This window comes from Streptomyces sp. NPDC059696, assembly GCF_042733745.1.
Lineage (GTDB): Bacteria > Actinomycetota > Actinomycetes > Streptomycetales > Streptomycetaceae > Streptomyces.
This window is the reverse complement of sequence record NZ_JBHWFG010000022.1, coordinates 109,206-124,990: the sequence shown is the minus strand read 5'-3', so window position 1 is coordinate 124,990 and position 15,785 is coordinate 109,206. Positions and strand designations below refer to the sequence as shown.

Annotated in this window: 15 protein-coding genes; 14 read left to right on the top strand and 1 reads right to left on the bottom strand. The window is 71.4% G+C overall.

What is annotated here, in order from left to right; genetic code table 11:
* Window positions 1–8 precede the first annotated feature (8 nt).
* The 8 genes from ACFV20_RS23935 (at window position 9) to nusB (ending at window position 6,824) form a co-directional block, all read left to right on the top strand.
* Window positions 9–416, top strand: a complete 408-nt coding sequence (locus ACFV20_RS23935; protein ID WP_385659515.1) for a hypothetical protein — start codon at window positions 9–11, stop codon at window positions 414–416.
* Between the two features lie 141 nt (window positions 417–557).
* Entirely contained in the window at window positions 558–1,742 is a 1,185-nt protein-coding gene (gene aroC, locus ACFV20_RS23930) for a chorismate synthase (RefSeq protein ID WP_385659513.1), read from the top strand.
* A complete protein-coding gene (locus ACFV20_RS23925; protein WP_385659511.1) occupies window positions 1,739–2,254 on the top strand; it encodes a shikimate kinase in 516 nt (171 codons plus the stop codon). Before aroC ends, ACFV20_RS23925 begins: the two co-directional genes overlap by 4 nt.
* Window positions 2,251–3,342, top strand: a complete 1,092-nt coding sequence (gene aroB, locus ACFV20_RS23920; RefSeq protein WP_385659510.1) for a 3-dehydroquinate synthase — start codon at window positions 2,251–2,253, stop codon at window positions 3,340–3,342. Before ACFV20_RS23925 ends, aroB begins: the two co-directional genes overlap by 4 nt.
* A 164-nt stretch (window positions 3,343–3,506) precedes the next feature.
* A complete protein-coding gene (locus ACFV20_RS23915; protein ID WP_385659508.1) occupies window positions 3,507–4,358 on the top strand; it encodes a Pro-rich N-terminal domain-containing protein in 852 nt (283 codons plus the stop codon).
* Between the two features lie 293 nt (window positions 4,359–4,651).
* Window positions 4,652–5,767: an aminopeptidase P family protein gene (locus ACFV20_RS23910; RefSeq protein WP_385659506.1), complete on the top strand. Its 1,116-nt coding sequence runs from the start codon at window positions 4,652–4,654 to the stop codon at window positions 5,765–5,767.
* 53 nt (window positions 5,768–5,820) lie between these two features.
* Window positions 5,821–6,387: an elongation factor P gene (efp, locus tag ACFV20_RS23905; RefSeq protein ID WP_031138970.1), complete on the top strand. Its 567-nt coding sequence runs from the start codon at window positions 5,821–5,823 to the stop codon at window positions 6,385–6,387.
* A gap of 2 nt (window positions 6,388–6,389) precedes the next feature.
* Window positions 6,390–6,824: a transcription antitermination factor NusB gene (gene nusB, locus ACFV20_RS23900; RefSeq protein ID WP_385659503.1), complete on the top strand. Its 435-nt coding sequence runs from the start codon at window positions 6,390–6,392 to the stop codon at window positions 6,822–6,824.
* Between the two features lie 188 nt (window positions 6,825–7,012).
* Here the strand turns inward: nusB and bldD are convergent, their stop codons facing one another.
* Window positions 7,013–7,516: a transcriptional regulator BldD gene (gene bldD, locus ACFV20_RS23895; protein WP_018570201.1), complete on the bottom strand. Its 504-nt coding sequence runs from the start codon at window positions 7,514–7,516 to the stop codon at window positions 7,013–7,015.
* Between the two features lie 266 nt (window positions 7,517–7,782).
* Here bldD and pyrR point away from each other — a divergent pair, with 266 nt between their 5' ends.
* From pyrR to carB, 6 genes are all read left to right on the top strand, one after another.
* Window positions 7,783–8,349, top strand: a complete 567-nt coding sequence (pyrR, locus tag ACFV20_RS23890; protein ID WP_030843153.1) for a bifunctional pyr operon transcriptional regulator/uracil phosphoribosyltransferase PyrR — start codon at window positions 7,783–7,785, stop codon at window positions 8,347–8,349.
* Window positions 8,350–8,450: 101 nt separating this feature from the next.
* Window positions 8,451–9,428, top strand: coding sequence for an aspartate carbamoyltransferase catalytic subunit (locus ACFV20_RS23885; protein ID WP_221756649.1), 978 nt, complete (start codon window positions 8,451–8,453; stop codon window positions 9,426–9,428).
* Between the two features lie 5 nt (window positions 9,429–9,433).
* Complete coding sequence (locus tag ACFV20_RS23880; RefSeq protein ID WP_385659501.1) at window positions 9,434–10,720, top strand: dihydroorotase; 1,287 nt, start codon at window positions 9,434–9,436, stop codon at window positions 10,718–10,720.
* Window positions 10,717–11,286 (top strand): hypothetical protein, encoded by a 570-nt coding sequence (locus tag ACFV20_RS23875; RefSeq protein ID WP_385659500.1) that lies wholly within the window; start codon window positions 10,717–10,719, stop codon window positions 11,284–11,286. The genes ACFV20_RS23880 and ACFV20_RS23875 overlap by 4 nt, the downstream gene beginning before the upstream one ends.
* Window positions 11,283–12,425 (top strand): glutamine-hydrolyzing carbamoyl-phosphate synthase small subunit, encoded by a 1,143-nt coding sequence (gene carA, locus ACFV20_RS23870; RefSeq protein WP_385659498.1) that lies wholly within the window; start codon window positions 11,283–11,285, stop codon window positions 12,423–12,425. Before ACFV20_RS23875 ends, carA begins: the two co-directional genes overlap by 4 nt.
* Entirely contained in the window at window positions 12,418–15,726 is a 3,309-nt protein-coding gene (carB, locus tag ACFV20_RS23865) for a carbamoyl-phosphate synthase large subunit (protein WP_385659496.1), read from the top strand. The genes carA and carB overlap by 8 nt, the downstream gene beginning before the upstream one ends.
* Window positions 15,727–15,785 lie beyond the last annotated feature (59 nt).

The window sequence follows — 15,785 nt, the reverse complement described above, 5'->3', positions numbered from 1 at the left end:
CGTCCGTCATGTCCACAGGCCTGCCGCAGGCATCCGTCAAGTCCCAGATATTCGAGTCGCTGCTGGGATTCCTGCCCGACTGGGTGCAGATCACGGTGCTCGCCCTGATCGTGCTCGCCGTCGTGGCGTCCTGGGTCGTCAAGATCAAGCGGAAGATCGCCTACCGGCGGGCCGTCCGGAACGGGCAGCCGGTGCACGCCGCCGCCCGGTACGGGCAGGGACGCGGCGCGGACTACCTGGGGCAGTACGCGCCCCAGCAGACCCAGCCGGGACAGCAGGGCAGCGGGGCCGGTCACCCGGGGGCCGTCGCCCCGCAGGCGCGGCCCGCGCAGCAGCCGAGCGGTGCCGACTTCCTCGGGGCGTACGCGCCGCAGCAGCGCCAGGGCGACGGTCCGTCCGCGAACGCGTCCGCTTGATGGACCGGACGCCGGGCGAGCGGCCTCGGCGTGGGAGGATCGGAGACGGCGGACCGGGCCGCGCACCCGGGCACGCCGTCGCCGTACGCGACGAGGCGCGTACGCAGGGCAGTACCAGAGCGCGAGCACTGAGGAGCACCGTTGAGCAGGTTGCGCTGGCTGACCGCGGGGGAGTCCCACGGTCCCGCACTCGTGGCGACGCTGGAGGGCCTTCCCGCCGGCGTGCCGATCACCACGGACATGGTGGCGGACCATCTCGCGAGGCGGCGCCTGGGCTATGGGCGCGGTGCCCGGATGAAGTTCGAGCGCGACGAGGTCACCTTCCTCGGCGGCGTCCGGCACGGCCTGACCCTCGGCTCCCCGGTCGCGATCATGGTGGGCAACACCGAGTGGCCGAAGTGGGAACAGGTCATGGCCGCCGACCCGGTCGACCCGGAGATCCTCGACGGGCTCGCCCGCAACGCCCCGCTGACCCGGCCCCGGCCCGGCCACGCCGACCTGGCGGGCATGCAGAAGTACGGCTTCGACGAGGCCCGGCCGATCCTGGAGCGCGCCTCCGCGCGTGAGACGGCCGCCCGCGTCGCCCTCGGAGCGGTGGCCCGCTCGTACCTGAAGGAGACCACCGGCGTCGAGATCGTCAGCCACGTGGTGGAGCTGGCGGCGGCCAAGGCGCCGAAGGGCGTGTACCCGGCCCCGGCCGACGTCGAGAAGCTGGACGCGGACCCGGTGCGCTGCCTGGACGCGGACGCGTCGAAGGCGATGGTCGCCGAGATCGACCAGGCCCACAAGGACGGCGACACCCTCGGCGGCGTGGTCGAGATCCTGGCGTACGGCGTGCCCGTCGGCCTCGGTTCGCACGTGCACTGGGACCGCAAGCTGGACGCCCGGCTCGCCGGCGCCCTCATGGGCATCCAGGCGATCAAGGGCGTCGAGATCGGCGACGGATTCGAACTGGCCCGGATCCCCGGCTCCAAGGCGCACGACGAGATCGTGAAGACCGACGAGGGCATCCGGCGCACCTCCGGCCGCTCGGGCGGCACCGAGGGCGGTCTGACCACGGGCGAGCTGCTGCGGGTCCGCGCCGCGATGAAGCCGATCGCGACCGTGCCGCGCGCCCTGCAGACCGTGGACGTCACCACCGGCGAGGCGGCGCAGGCCCACCACCAGCGCTCCGACGTCTCCGCGGTCCCCGCCGCCGGCATCGTCGCCGAGGCCATGGTGGCCCTGGTGCTCGCGGACGCGGTGGCGGAGAAGTTCGGCGGCGACTCGGTGGCCGAGACCCGCCGCAACGTCACGTCGTACCTCGACAACCTCGCCATCCGATGAGCGGCCCGCTGGTCGTCCTGGTCGGTCCCATGGGCGTCGGCAAGTCCACCGTCGGGCAGCTGCTCGCCGAACGGCTCGGCGTCTCCTACCGGGACACCGACGACGACATCGTCACCGCCCAGGGCCGGACCATCGCCGAGATCTTCGTCGACGAGGGCGAGTCCGCCTTCCGGGCGATCGAGAAGGCCGCCGTCCACACGGCGATCGCCGAGCACCACGGGGTGCTGGCCCTCGGCGGCGGCGCGATCCTCGACGCCGACACACGCGCGCTGCTCGCCGGGCAGCGGGTGGCGTACCTCTCCATGGACGTCGAGGAGGCCGTCAAGCGCACCGGCCTCAACGCCGCCCGCCCGCTGCTCGCGGTCAACCCGCGCAAACAGTGGCGCGAGCTGATGGAGGCCCGCCGCCACCTGTACGAGGAGGTCGCCACGGCCGTGATCGCCACCGACGGCCGTACGCCCGAAGAGGTCACCGAAGCCGCCCTGGACGCACTGGAGTTGAAGGAAGCATGAGCGAGGCAGTGACGCGGATCCAGATCGGCGGCACGGCGGGCACCGACCCCTACGAGGTGCTGGTCGGCCGGCAGTTGCTGGGGGAGCTCGGCGGACTGATCGGCGACAAGGCCCAGCGGGTCGCGATCGTCCACCCCGAGGCTCTGGCCGAGACCGGTGAGGCGCTGCGCGCGGACCTGGCCGAGCAGGGCTACGAGGCCATCGCCGTCCAGGTGCCCAACGCCGAGGAGGCCAAGACCGCCGAGGTCGCCGCCTACTGCTGGAAGGCGCTCGGCCAGTCCGGGTTCACGCGCACGGACGTCATCGTCGGCGTCGGCGGCGGCGCGACCACGGACCTCGCCGGGTTCGTCGCCGCCACCTGGCTGCGCGGGGTGCGCTGGATCGCCATCCCGACGACCGTGCTCGCCATGGTGGACGCGGCCGTCGGCGGCAAGACCGGCATCAACACCGCCGAGGGCAAGAACCTCGTGGGCGCCTTCCACCCGCCCGCCGGTGTGCTCTGCGACCTGGCCGCGCTGGACTCCCTGCCGGTCAACGACTACGTCTCCGGACTCGCGGAGGTCATCAAGGCCGGCTTCATCGCCGACCCGGTGATCCTCGACCTCATCGAGTCCGACGTGCAGGGCGCCCGCACCCCGGCCGGTCCGCACACCGCCGAGCTCATCGAGCGCTCCATCCGGGTCAAGGCCGACGTCGTGTCGTCCGACCTCAAGGAGTCCGGCCTGCGCGAGATCCTCAACTACGGCCACACGCTGGGTCACGCCATCGAGAAGAACGAGCGCTACAAGTGGCGCCACGGCGCGGCGGTCGCCGTCGGCATGCACTTCGCGGCCGAACTGGGGCGTCTGGCAGGCCGGCTGGACGACGCGACGGCCGACCGGCACCGCACGATCCTCGAAGCGGTCGGACTGCCCCTGCACTACCGGTACGACCAGTGGCCCAAGCTGCTGGAGACCATGAAGGTCGACAAGAAGTCCCGGGGCAACCTGCTGCGCTTCATCGTCCTCGACGGTCTGGCCAAGCCCACCGTCCTGGAGGGGCCCGACCCGGCCGTGCTGCTCGCCGCGTACGGCGAAGTGGGGCAGTAAGTCCCCCGGCGCGCCTTCCGCCCGAAATCACCTTACGGCGCCGGGCACTTCGGGCCGCCCCCGGCCGTTCACACATCGACGACCGGGGGCGGTACCGTTCGGTAGCACGCGGGTACCGCCCCGCTGTCAGCGACCATCGCCTGTACGAGACGGAGTGGCACCGGATGCAGCACGCAGTGGGTTCTCCGCTGCCGCCGCCCCATCAGCCGGGGCACGGACCGGCCACGAGCTGGTCGCCGGCCGCACATCACCCGGGCCCGCCGAACGCGGGCGCCCACCAGGGCTCCGTGCCCGTCCCCCCGCCGCCCCCGGCTCCCGGCTACCCGGCGCCCCCGCCCGGACCGGCCTCGGCCACCGCCCCGCCGGCGCCGGAGACCACCGGCCATGTACCGCTGCCGCCGGGCGGCCCGGTCGCCATGCCCATGGCCCCGCCCGCCGCGACCGTCCCCGACCCCGCCGGCACGACCCTCGCGGTGCTGCTCATCGGCCCCGCGGGCGCCGGCAAGACCAGCGTCGCCAAGTACTGGGCGGACCACCGCCGGGTCCCCACGGCGCACATCAGCCTCGACGACGTCCGCGAGTGGGTCCGCTCCGGCTTCGCCGACCCCCAGTCCGGGTGGAACGACAACTCCGAGGCGCAGTACCGCCTGGCCCGCCGCACCTGCGGCTTCGCCGCGCGCAACTTCCTCGCCAACGGCATCTCGTGCATCCTCGACGACGCGGTCTTCCCCGACCGCCCGGTCGTCGGCCTCGGCGGCTGGAAGCGTCACGTGGGGCCGGGCCTGCTGCCGGTCGTGCTCCTCCCCGGGCTGGACGTCGTCCTCGAACGCAACGCGGAGCGCTCGGGCAACCGGCGGCTGTCCGACGAGGAGGTCGCCCGCATCCACGGCCGCATGGCCGGGTGGTACGGCTCCGGTCTCCCGATCATCGACAACTCCCAGCTGGACGTCCCGGAGACGGCGAGGGTCCTGGACGAGGTCCTGGCCAGGTCGATCGCCAGCCCACCCCAGTGGTGAGCGCCCCGTAGGGGCGCGGGGAACTGCGCGACAAGCCACCACATGGCCGCGGACGGCATACGACCCCGCACGGCAGGCCGTCTCCCGAGCGGCACCCCGCACCGGACGCCGCCCACCCCAGTGGTGAGCGCCCCGTAGGGGCGCGGGGAACTGCGCGACGAGCCACCACACGGCCGCGGACGGCCTACGACCCCGCACGGCACGCCGTCTCCCGAACGGCACCCCGCACCGGACGCCGCCCACTCAGCCGCCCTCAACCGGCACAAAACCGGCGAAGCCCATACGCTCGGGTCATGTCAGAGGTGTACGCGGCCCGCCGGACGCGTCTGAGGGACTACTGCAACGCGGGCGGCAGCGCGGCGGCGCTGGTCTCCCGCCCCGCCAACGTGCGCTATCTCGCGGGCGCCGCCCCGCCCGGCGCCGTCCTGCTGCTGGGCCGGACCGAGGAACAGGACCTCCTGGTCTGTGCCGGACCTGCGGCCGACCGCCCCACGCCCGAACGCCCCGACGAGGCCCTGCGCGTCCACACCCTTCCCGGCGCGGACGGCGGCGACCCGGCCGTCGCGGCGGCCCGCCTCGCCGAGGGCCAGCGCGCCGACTCCCTCGCCGTCGAGGAGCACCACCTCACCGTCGCCCGGCACCGCGCCCTCGGCTCGGCCGCGCCGCGGCTGCGTCTGGCGGCTCTCGGCAGCGCGGTCGAGCAGCTCAGGGTCGTCAAGGACGAGGAGGAGATCTCCTGCCTGCGCATCGGCGCCGAGATCGCCGACCAGGCCCTCGGCGAGCTGCTGGAGTCGATCCTCGTCGGCCGCACCGAACGCCATCTCGCCCTGGAGCTCGAGCGGCGACTCGTGGACCACGGGGCGGACGGACCGGCCTTCCCGACGTCCGTGGCGACCGGACCGAACTCCGGCCGCCCCGGACACCGGCCCACCGACCGCCGCGTCGAGGAGGGCGACTTCCTCTCCGTGTGCCTCGGCGCGACGTATCGCGGCTACCGCTGCGAGATCGGCCGCACCTTCGTCATCGGCACCGCTCCCGCCGACTGGCAGATCGAGCTGTACGACCTGGTCTTCGCCGCCCAGCGGGCCGGGCGTGAGAGCCTGGTACCCGGCGCCGCCTGCCGGGACGTCGACCACGCCGCCCGCCAGGTCCTGGACTCCGCGGGGTACACGGAGGGCCTGACGCTCCTGACCGGACACGGTGTGGGGCTCGAAATCGACGAGGACCCTCAATTGAGTCCCGCGGCCATGGGTAAACTGGACGCTTGCGTGCCAGTCACCGTCGAACCGGGGGTCCACCTCCCGGGCCGGGGCGGTGTCCGGATCGATGACACGCTCGTCGTCCGCCCCGAGGCGGACGGCGGACCCGAGCTACTCACCATCACGACCAAGGAGCTGCTCGCCCTGTAGCCAGGCAGGTGCGTGCCCCGGGGTCGTACGTCAGTCCAGGAGATTCCGCAACCGTGGCTTCCACGAACGACCTCAAGAACGGCATGGTGCTCAAGCTCGAAGGCGGCCAGCTCTGGTCCGTCGTCGAGTTCCAGCACGTCAAGCCCGGCAAGGGCCCGGCCTTCGTGCGCACCAAGCTCAAGAACGTGCTCTCCGGCAAGGTCGTCGACAAGACCTTCAACGCCGGCGTCAAGGTCGAAACGGCCACCGTCGACAAGCGCGACATGCAGTTCTCCTACATGGACGGCGAGTACTTCGTCTTCATGGACATGGAGACCTACGACCAGCTCCACGTCGACAGGAAGGCCGTCGGCGACGCCGCCAACTTCCTGATCGAGGGCTTCACCGCCACCGTCGCGCAGCACGAGGGCGAGGTGCTCTTCGTCGAGCTGCCCGCCGCCGTCGAGCTCGTCATCCAGGAGACCGAGCCGGGCGTCCAGGGCGACCGCTCCACCGGCGGCACCAAGCCCGCCATCCTGGAGACCGGTCACCAGATCAACGTGCCCCTCTTCATCACCACCGGTGAGAAGATCAAGGTCGACACCCGCACCAGCGACTACCTCGGCCGGGTGAACAGCTAACCGTGGCTGCCCGCAACACGGCCCGTAAGCGCGCCTTCCAGATCCTCTTCGAGGGGGACCAGCGCGGCGCTGAGGTGCTGACCGTCCTCGCGGACTGGGTCCGGCTGTCCCGGGCGGACACCCGGCAGCCTCCGGTCAGTGAGTACACGATGGAGCTGGTCGAGGGCTACGCGAAGCACGCGAAGCGCATCGACGAGCTGATCGCGCAGTACTCCGTGGGCTGGACCCTCGACCGGATGCCCGTCGTCGACCGCAACATCCTGCGGCTCGGTGCCTACGAGCTGATCTGGGTCGACGCGACGCCGGACGCCGTCGTCCTCGACGAGATGGTGCAGCTCGCGAAGGAGTTCTCCACGGACGAGTCGCCCTCGTTCGTGAACGGCCTGCTCGGCCGTCTGAAGGAACTCAAGCCCTCGCTCCGCCGCGACGAGGACTGAGACGGACCACATGCCGGAGGGCCCGCAGCGTCACCGCTGCGGGCCCTCCGGCGTTCCCGGACGTCCTCGGCCCGGCACGGCGGCGTCGGCGCCGCACAACGCCGTCGGGGGCAGCCGAGAACCATATGGTTTCGGCCACCCCCGGCGGCACGTTTCTGCTCAGCCCTTCCGCCGGCCCGGCGGAGCGGTCAGGCCTCCTCGTGGGACGCCACCGCGCGGCGCGCGTCCGCGTCCAGGACACCCCAGCTGATCAGCTGCTCCGTGAGGACGGACGGCGACTGGTCGTAGATGACGGCCAGTGTGCGCAGGTCGTCCTGGCGGATCGACAGCACCTTGCCGTTGTAGTCACCGCGCTGCGACTGGATCGTGGCCGCGTAGCGCTGGAGGGGGCCCGCCTTCTCGGCCGGCACCGTGGCCAGCCGCTCCAGGTCCAGGACCAGCTTCGGCGGCGGCTCGGCGGCTCCGCCCGGGGTCGTGCCCGGAAGCAGTTCCTGCACCGGAACGCCGTAGAAATCCGCCAGCTCGGCAAGGCGCTGTACGGTCACGGCACGGTCGCCGCGCTCGTACGAACCGACCACGACCGCCTTCCAGCGTCCCTGGGACTTCTCCTCGACACCGTGGAGGGAAAGGCCCTGCTGGGTGCGGATCGCCCGGAGCTTGGCCCCGAGCTGTTTGGCGTATTCGCTGGACATATAGCTCCCCGGCACTGTGTCGACGCGTCTGGCGTGGGTGCCAGCCCGCGCGGCTGGTAACTCACTGTGAGGTTACGCAGCGTTACTCTGCCGCGTCAAGCCGAATGGTCCGCACCGACTCTTCCGTGGTATCGGCCTCCCATTGGGCCGGATGGGTGATCCGAGGGGGCCGTACGGGCGATCTGGGGGACCTGCTACCGTGTATGGCGCAATCTCGACGTCCTTTAAGGTCCGTCCCGTGAGGCGGAGAAGGAGGTCCGTTTCGTATGGACACGCACGACACGCAGTCCGATGCCCGGCCCGTTCTCGAAGGGCCCGACATCGCGCGCGTGCTGACCCGCATCGCCCACGAGATCGTCGAACGCGCCAAGGGCGCCGACGACGTGGTGCTCCTCGGCATTCCGACCCGGGGCGTCTTCCTGGCCCGGCGCATCGCCGACAAGCTCGAGCAGATCACCGAGCGCAAGGTCCCCTGCGGCTCGCTCGACATCACCATGTACCGCGACGACCTGCGCATGCACCCGCCGCGCGCGCTGGCCCGCACCGAGATCCCCGGTGACGGCCTCGACGGCAAGCTCGTCGTCCTCGTCGACGACGTGCTCTTCTCCGGCCGCACCATCCGCGCCGCCCTCGACGCCCTGAACGACCTCGGGCGCCCGCGCGCGGTGCAGCTCGCCGTCCTCGTCGACCGCGGACACCGCGAACTGCCCATCCGCGCCGACTACGTCGGCAAGAACCTCCCCACGTCGTTGCGGGAGACGGTCAAGGTCCAGCTCGCCGAGGAGGACGGTCGCGACACCGTGCTGCTCGGTGCCAAGCCGACCCCGCAGTAGCGCTCCAGGCGTACGCCGCGTCGTACGCCTGCCCGGCCCGCGCTCCCGCGCGCCCGTCTGCCCCGATTCTCCCGAATGAACTGCCTTACGGAGCCTGACAGATGCAGCGTCATCTCATCTCGGCCGCCGACCTCACCCGCGACGACGCCGTCCTGATCCTCGACACCGCCGAGGAGATGGCCCGCGTCGCCGACCGGCCGATCAAGAAGCTGCCGACCCTGCGCGGCCGCACGATCGTCAACCTCTTCTTCGAGGACTCCACCCGGACCCGGATCTCCTTCGAGGCCGCCGAGAAGCGGCTGTCCGCGGACGTCATCAACTTCACCGCCAAGGGCTCCAGCGTCTCCAAGGGCGAGTCCCTGAAGGACACCGCCCAGACCCTGGAGGCCATGGGCGTCGACGCCGTCGTCATCCGGCACGGCGCCTCCGGAGCCCCGTACCGCCTCGCCAACTCCGGCTGGATCGACGCCGCCGTCGTCAACGCCGGCGACGGCACCCACCAGCACCCCACCCAGGCCCTGCTGGACGCCTTCACCATGCGCCGCCGCCTGATCGGCCCGGACGCCGGACTCGGCCAGGACCTGGAGGGCAAGCGCATCACGCTCGTCGGCGACGTCCTGCACAGCCGGGTCGCCCGCTCCAACGTCGACCTGCTGCACACCCTCGGCGCCGAGGTCACCCTCGTCGCCCCGCCCACCCTGCTGCCGGTCGGCATCGAGACCTGGCCCTGCGAGGTCTCCTACGACCTCGACAGCACGCTGCCGAAGTCCGACGCGGTGATGATGCTGCGCGTCCAGCGCGAGCGCATGAACGCCGCCTTCTTCCCCACCGAGCGCGAGTACTCCCGGCGCTACGGCCTCGACGGCGACCGCATGGCCCGGATGCCCGAGCACGCCATCGTGATGCACCCCGGCCCGATGGTCCGCGGCATGGAGATCACCGCCGAGGTCGCCGACTCCGACCGCTGCACCGTCGTCGAGCAGGTCGCAAACGGAGTGTCCATCCGGATGGCCGTCCTGTACCTGCTGCTCGGTGGGAACGAACCCGCCGTCACCCACCCCCGCACCGAGGAGAAGTAAGACAGATGAGCAAGACCCTGATCCGTGGTGCCAAGGTGCTGGGCGGCGCGCCGCAGGACGTGCTGATCGACGGCGGCACCATCGCCGAGGTGGGCGGCGGGCTGTCCGCCGAGGGCGCGGAGGTCGTCGAGGCCGACGGCAAGGTGCTGCTGCCGGGCCTGGTCGACCTGCACACCCATCTGCGCGAGCCCGGCCGTGAGGACTCCGAGACCGTCCTCACCGGCACGCGCGCCGCCGCCTCCGGCGGTTTCACCACCGTCTTCGCCATGGCCAACACCTTCCCGGTCGCCGACACCGCCGGTGTCGTCGAGCAGGTCTGGCGGCTCGGCAAGGAGCACGGCTACTGCGACGTCCAGCCCATCGGCGCCGTCACCGTCGGCCTGGAGGGCAGGAAGCTCGCCGAGCTGGGCGCCATGCACGAGTCCGCCGCCGGCGTCACCGTCTTCTCCGACGACGGCAAGTGCGTCCACGACGCCGTGATCATGCGCCGGGCCCTGGAGTACGTGAAGGCCTTCGGCGGTGTCGTCGCCCAGCACGCGCAGGAGCCGCGGCTGACCGAGGGCGCCGAGATGAACGAGGGCGTCGTCTCCGCCGAGCTCGGCCTCGGGGGCTGGCCCGCGGTGGCCGAAGAATCGATCATCGCCCGGGATGTCCTGCTCGCCGACCACGTCGGCTCCCGCGTCCACATCTGCCACCTGTCGACCGCCGGGTCCGTGGAGATCGTCCGCTGGGCCAAGTCCCGCGGCATCCAGGTCACCGCCGAGGTCACCCCGCACCACCTCCTCCTCACGGATGAGCTGGTGCGCACCTACAACCCCGTCTACAAGGTCAACCCGCCGCTGCGCACCGAGCGCGACGTGATGGCCCTGCGCGAGGCGCTCGCCGACGGCACGATCGACATCGTCGCCACCGACCACGCCCCGCACCCGCACGAGGACAAGGACTGCGAGTGGGCCGCGGCCGCCATGGGCATGGTCGGCCTGGAGACCGCGCTGTCAGTGGTGCAGGAGACCATGGTCGACACGGGTCTGCTGGACTGGGCCGGCGTCGCCGACCGGATGTCCGCCAAGCCCGCGCAGATCGGACAGGCCACGGGCCACGGACGTCCCGTCTCGGCAGGTGAGCCCGCCAACCTCACCCTGGTCGACACGGCATACCGTGGCCTGGTGGAACCCGCGGGCTTCGCCTCGCGCAGCCGCAACACCCCCTACGAGGGACGCGAGCTGCCGGGCCGTGTGACGCACACGTGGCTGCGGGGCAAGGCCACGCTCGTCGACGGGAAGCTCACGTGACACCTGTACTCCTGCTCGCCGCCGAGAAGGAATCGGCGCAAGTGACCGACTGGGCCGCCCGCATCGGCTGGGTCGTCGGCCTCGCCCTGTTCGTCGCGCTCGTCTACTGGCTGATGCGCGAGGGCTGGAAGTGGCGCGGCACCCTCCAGGGCGACCTGCCCGAGCTGCCCACCACCCCGGACGCGCCGGGCCCGGCGCGACTGACCATGAGCGGCCGCTACCACGGCTCCACCACCGCCGGGCAGTGGCTCGACCGCATCGTCGCGCACGGCCTGGGCACCCGCAGCCGGGCCGAGCTGGCCCTGACGGACGCCGGCCTCGACGTCGTACGCCCCGGCGCGGAGGACTTCTTCGTCCCGGTCGCGGCCCTGCGCGAGGCCCGCCTCGACAAGGGCATCGCCGGCAAGGTGCTCACCGAGGGCGGCCTGCTCGTCGTCACCTGGGAGCACGGCGACCGGCTGATCGACTCCGGATTCCGCTCCGACCACGCCGCCGAGCACCACGAGTGGGTCGCGGCCCTCACCTCGATGATCGAAACGCACAGCAAGGAAGGCGCCGAACGATGACCACCTCCACCAGGGGAGCCGCCAGGACTCCCGCCGTACTCGTCCTGGAGGACGGCCGGGTCTTCCGCGGCCGCGCCTACGGGGCCGTGGGGGAGACCTTCGGCGAAGCGGTGTTCTCCACCGGCATGACCGGCTACCAGGAGACCCTGACCGACCCCTCCTACCACCGCCAGGTGGTCGTGATGACCGCCCCGCACGTCGGCAACACCGGCATCAACGACGAGGACATGGAGTCCCGGAAGATCTGGGTCTCCGGCTACGTCGTGCGCGACCCCGCGCGCGTGCCGTCCAACTGGCGCTCCCGGCGCACACTGGACGAGGAACTGGACGCCCAGGGCGTCGTCGGCATCAGCGGCATCGACACCCGCGCCCTCACCCGTCACCTGCGCGAGCGCGGCGCGATGCGCGTCGGCATCTTCAGCGGTGACGCCGTCCGGGACGACGCCGCACTGCTGGCCCGCGTCCAGGAAGCCCCGCAGATGAAGGGGGCGAACCTCTCCGCCGAGGTCGCCACCACCGAGCCGTACGTCGTCCCGGCCATCGGCGAGAAGAAGTTCACCGTCGCCGCCGTCGACCTCGGCATCAAGGGCATGACCCCGCACCGCATGGCCGAGCGCGGCATCGAGGTGCACGTGCTCCCGGCGACCGCCACCGTCGAGGACGTCTACGCGGTGAACCCGGACGGCGTGTTCTTCTCCAACGGCCCCGGCGACCCGGCCACCGCCGACCACCCCGTCTCCGTGATGCAGGGGGTCCTGGAGCGCGGCACCCCGCTGTTCGGCATCTGCTTCGGCAACCAGATCCTGGGCCGCGCGCTCGGCTTCGGCACCTTCAAGCTGAAGTACGGCCACCGCGGCATCAACCAGCCGGTGCAGGACCGCACCACCGGCAAGGTCGAGGTCACCGCGCACAACCACGGCTTCGCCGTCGACGCCCCCCTCGACCAGGTCTCCGAGACCCCGTTCGGCCGCGCCGAGGTGTCCCACGTCTGCCTGAACGACAACGTGGTGGAGGGGCTCCAGCTGCTCGACCGCCCCGCCTTCAGCGTCCAGTACCACCCCGAAGCAGCAGCCGGTCCGCACGACGCCGCCTATCTGTTCGACCGCTTCGTATCCCTGATGGAGGGCCAGCGTGCCTAAGCGCACCGATATCCAGTCCGTCCTGGTCATCGGCTCCGGCCCGATCGTCATCGGCCAGGCCGCCGAGTTCGACTACTCCGGCACCCAGGCGTGCCGCGTCCTCAAGGCCGAGGGCCTCAGGGTCGTCCTGGTGAACTCCAACCCGGCGACGATCATGACCGACCCGGAGATCGCCGACGCCACCTACGTCGAGCCGATCACCCCCGAGTTCGTCGAGAAGATCATCGCCAAGGAGCGCCCCGACGCGCTGCTGCCCACCCTGGGCGGCCAGACGGCCCTCAACACGGCCATCTCGCTGCACGAGGCGGGCACGCTCGACAAGTACGGCGTCGAGCTGATCGGCGCCAACGTCGAGGCCATCAACAAGGGCGAGGACCGCGACCTCTTCAAGGAGGTCGTCGAGGCCGTACGCCAGAAGATCGGCCACGGCGAGTCCGCCCGCTCGGTCATCTGCCACTCCATGGACGACGTCCTCCAGGGCGTCGAGACGCTCGGCGGCTACCCGGTCGTCGTCCGTCCCTCCTTCACCATGGGCGGCGCCGGCTCCGGCTTCGCCCATGACGAGGAGGAGCTGCGCCGCATCGCCGGCCAGGGCCTCACGCTCTCCCCGACCACCGAGGTGCTCCTGGAGGAGTCCATCCTCGGCTGGAAGGAGTACGAGCTGGAGCTGATGCGCGACAAGCACGACAACGTCGTGGTCGTCTGCTCCATCGAGAACTTCGACCCCATGGGCGTGCACACCGGCGACTCGATCACCGTGGCGCCCGCCATGACGCTCACCGACCGCGAGTACCAGACCCTGCGCGACATCGGCATCGCCGTGATCCGCGAGGTCGGCGTCGACACCGGCGGCTGCAACATCCAGTTCGCGGTGAACCCCGAGGACGGCCGGGTCATCGTCATCGAGATGAACCCGCGCGTGTCCCGCTCCTCGGCGCTCGCCTCCAAGGCGACCGGCTTCCCCATCGCCAAGATCGCCGCCAAGCTCGCCGTCGGCTACACCCTCGACGAGATCCCGAACGACATCACGCAGGAGACCCCGGCCTCCTTCGAGCCGACGCTCGACTACGTGGTCGTGAAGGCCCCGCGGTTCGCCTTCGAGAAGTTCCCGAGCGCCGACAGCACGCTGACCACCACCATGAAGTCGGTCGGCGAGGCCATGGCCATCGGCCGCAACTTCACCGAGGCCTTCCAGAAGGCGCTGCGCTCCCTGGAGAAGAAGGGCAGCCAGTTCACCTTCGTCGGCGAGCCCGGCGACAAGGAGCAGCTGCTGCGCGAGGCGGTCCGCCCCACCGACGGCCGCATCAACACCGTCATGCAGGCCATCCGCGCGGGCGCCACGCCCGAGGAGATCTTCGACTACACGAAGATCGACCCCTGGTTCGTCGACCAGCTCTTCCTGATCAAGGAGATCGCCGACGAGCTGGCCGAGGCCCCCGAGCTGACCGCCGGCCTCCTCGCCGAGGCCAAGCGGCACGGCTTCTCCGACCTGCAGATCGCCGAGATCCGCGGCCTGCGCGAGGACGTCGTCCGCGAGGTCCGGCACGCCCTGGGCATCCGCCCGGTCTACAAGACGGTCGACACCTGCGCCGCCGAGTTCGCCGCGAAGACGCCGTACTTCTACTCCTCCTACGACGAGGAGACGGAGGTCGCCCCCCGTGAGAAGCCGGCCGTCATCATCCTGGGCTCCGGCCCGAACCGCATCGGCCAGGGCATCGAGTTCGACTACTCCTGCGTCCACGCCTCCTTCGCCCTGAGCGACGCGGGCTACGAGACGGTGATGGTCAACTGCAACCCCGAGACCGTCTCCACGGACTACGACACCTCCGACCGCCTGTACTTCGAGCCGCTGACGCTCGAGGACGTGCTGGAGATCGTGCACGCCGAACAGCAGGCCGGCCCCGTCGCCGGTGTCGTCGTCCAGCTGGGCGGCCAGACCCCGCTGGGCCTGTCGCAGGCGCTCAAGGACAACGGCGTGCCGATCGTCGGCACCTCCCCGGAGTCCATCCACGCCGCCGAGGACCGCGGTGCTTTCGGCCGGGTCCTCAAGGAGGCCGGCCTGCCCGCCCCCAAGCACGGCACGGCCACGACCTTCTCCGAGGCCAAGGCCATCGCCGACGAGATCGGCTACCCGGTCCTGGTCCGCCCCTCCTACGTCCTCGGCGGGCGCGGCATGGAGATCGTCTACGACGAGGCGCGCCTGGAGGCGTACATCGCCGAGTCGACCGAGATCAGCCCCTCGCGGCCGGTCCTGGTGGACCGGTTCCTCGACGACGCCATCGAGATCGACGTCGACGCCCTCTACGACGGCGAGGAGCTCTACCTCGGCGGCGTGATGGAGCACATCGAGGAGGCCGGCATCCACTCCGGCGACTCGGCGTGCGCCCTGCCCCCGATCACCCTCGGCGGCTTCGACATCAAGCGCCTGCGCGCCTCCACGGAGGGCATCGCCAAGGGCGTCGGGGTGCGTGGCCTGATCAACATCCAGTTCGCGCTCGCTGGTGACATCCTGTACGTCCTGGAGGCCAACCCCCGCGCGTCCCGCACCGTCCCCTTCACCTCGAAGGCGACGGCGGTGCCGCTGGCCAAGGCCGCCGCGCGCATCTCGCTCGGCGCCACCATCGCCGAGCTGCGCGCCGAGGGCCTCCTCCCGGCCACCGGCGACGGCGGCGAGCTGCCGTTCGACGCGCCGATCTCCGTCAAGGAGGCCGTCATGCCGTGGTCGCGCTTCCGCGACATCCACGGCCGCGGCGTCGACACGGTCCTCGGCCCGGAGATGCGCTCCACCGGCGAGGTCATGGGCATCGACTCCGTCTTCGGCACGGCGTACGCCAAGTCGCAGGCCGGTGCCTACGGCCCGCTGCCCACCAAGGGACGCGCGTTCATCTCGGTCGCCAACCGCGACAAGCGCTCGATGATCTTCCCGGCCCGTGAGCTCGTCGCGCACGGCTTCGAGCTGCTCGCCACCTCCGGTACGGCCGAGGTCCTCAAGCGCAACGGCATCAACGCCACCGTCGTGCGCAAGCAGTCCGAGGGCACCGGCCCGAACGGCGAGAAGACCATCGTCCAGCTCATCCACGACGGCGAGGTCGACCTCATCGTCAACACCCCGTACGGCACGGGCGGCCGCCTCGACGGCTACGACATCCGTACGGCGGCCGTGGCGCGCTCCGTGCCCTGCCTGACGACGGTCCAGGCCCTCGCGGCGGCGGTCCAGGGCATCGACGCCCTCAACCGCGGCGACGTGAGCGTCCGATCGCTCCAGGAACACGCCGAGCACCTGACCGCGGCCCGCGACTAGCAACCCCGAGGGGGACACCGGAAACGGTGTCCCCCTCTTCGTGAGGACACCACGTCCTC

What these genes read in the sequence shown, in the direction of transcription:
- ACFV20_RS23910 (WP_385659506.1), top strand. Translation starts at nt 4,652, where the DNA reads ATGTCAGAGGTGTACGCGGCCCGCCGGACGCGTCTGAGGGACTACTGC.
- bldD (WP_018570201.1), bottom strand. Translation starts at nt 7,516, where the DNA reads ATGTCCAGCGAATACGCCAAACAGCTCGGGGCCAAGCTCCGGGCGATC.
- ACFV20_RS23925 (WP_385659511.1), top strand. Translation starts at nt 1,739, where the DNA reads ATGAGCGGCCCGCTGGTCGTCCTGGTCGGTCCCATGGGCGTCGGCAAG.
- ACFV20_RS23885 (WP_221756649.1), top strand. Translation starts at nt 8,451, where the DNA reads ATGCAGCGTCATCTCATCTCGGCCGCCGACCTCACCCGCGACGACGCC.
- ACFV20_RS23935 (WP_385659515.1), top strand. Translation starts at nt 9, where the DNA reads ATGTCCACAGGCCTGCCGCAGGCATCCGTCAAGTCCCAGATATTCGAG.
- ACFV20_RS23880 (WP_385659501.1), top strand. Translation starts at nt 9,434, where the DNA reads ATGAGCAAGACCCTGATCCGTGGTGCCAAGGTGCTGGGCGGCGCGCCG.
- aroB (WP_385659510.1), top strand. Translation starts at nt 2,251, where the DNA reads ATGAGCGAGGCAGTGACGCGGATCCAGATCGGCGGCACGGCGGGCACC.
- pyrR (WP_030843153.1), top strand. Translation starts at nt 7,783, where the DNA reads ATGGACACGCACGACACGCAGTCCGATGCCCGGCCCGTTCTCGAAGGG.
- ACFV20_RS23915 (WP_385659508.1), top strand. Translation starts at nt 3,507, where the DNA reads ATGCAGCACGCAGTGGGTTCTCCGCTGCCGCCGCCCCATCAGCCGGGG.
- carA (WP_385659498.1), top strand. Translation starts at nt 11,283, where the DNA reads ATGACCACCTCCACCAGGGGAGCCGCCAGGACTCCCGCCGTACTCGTC.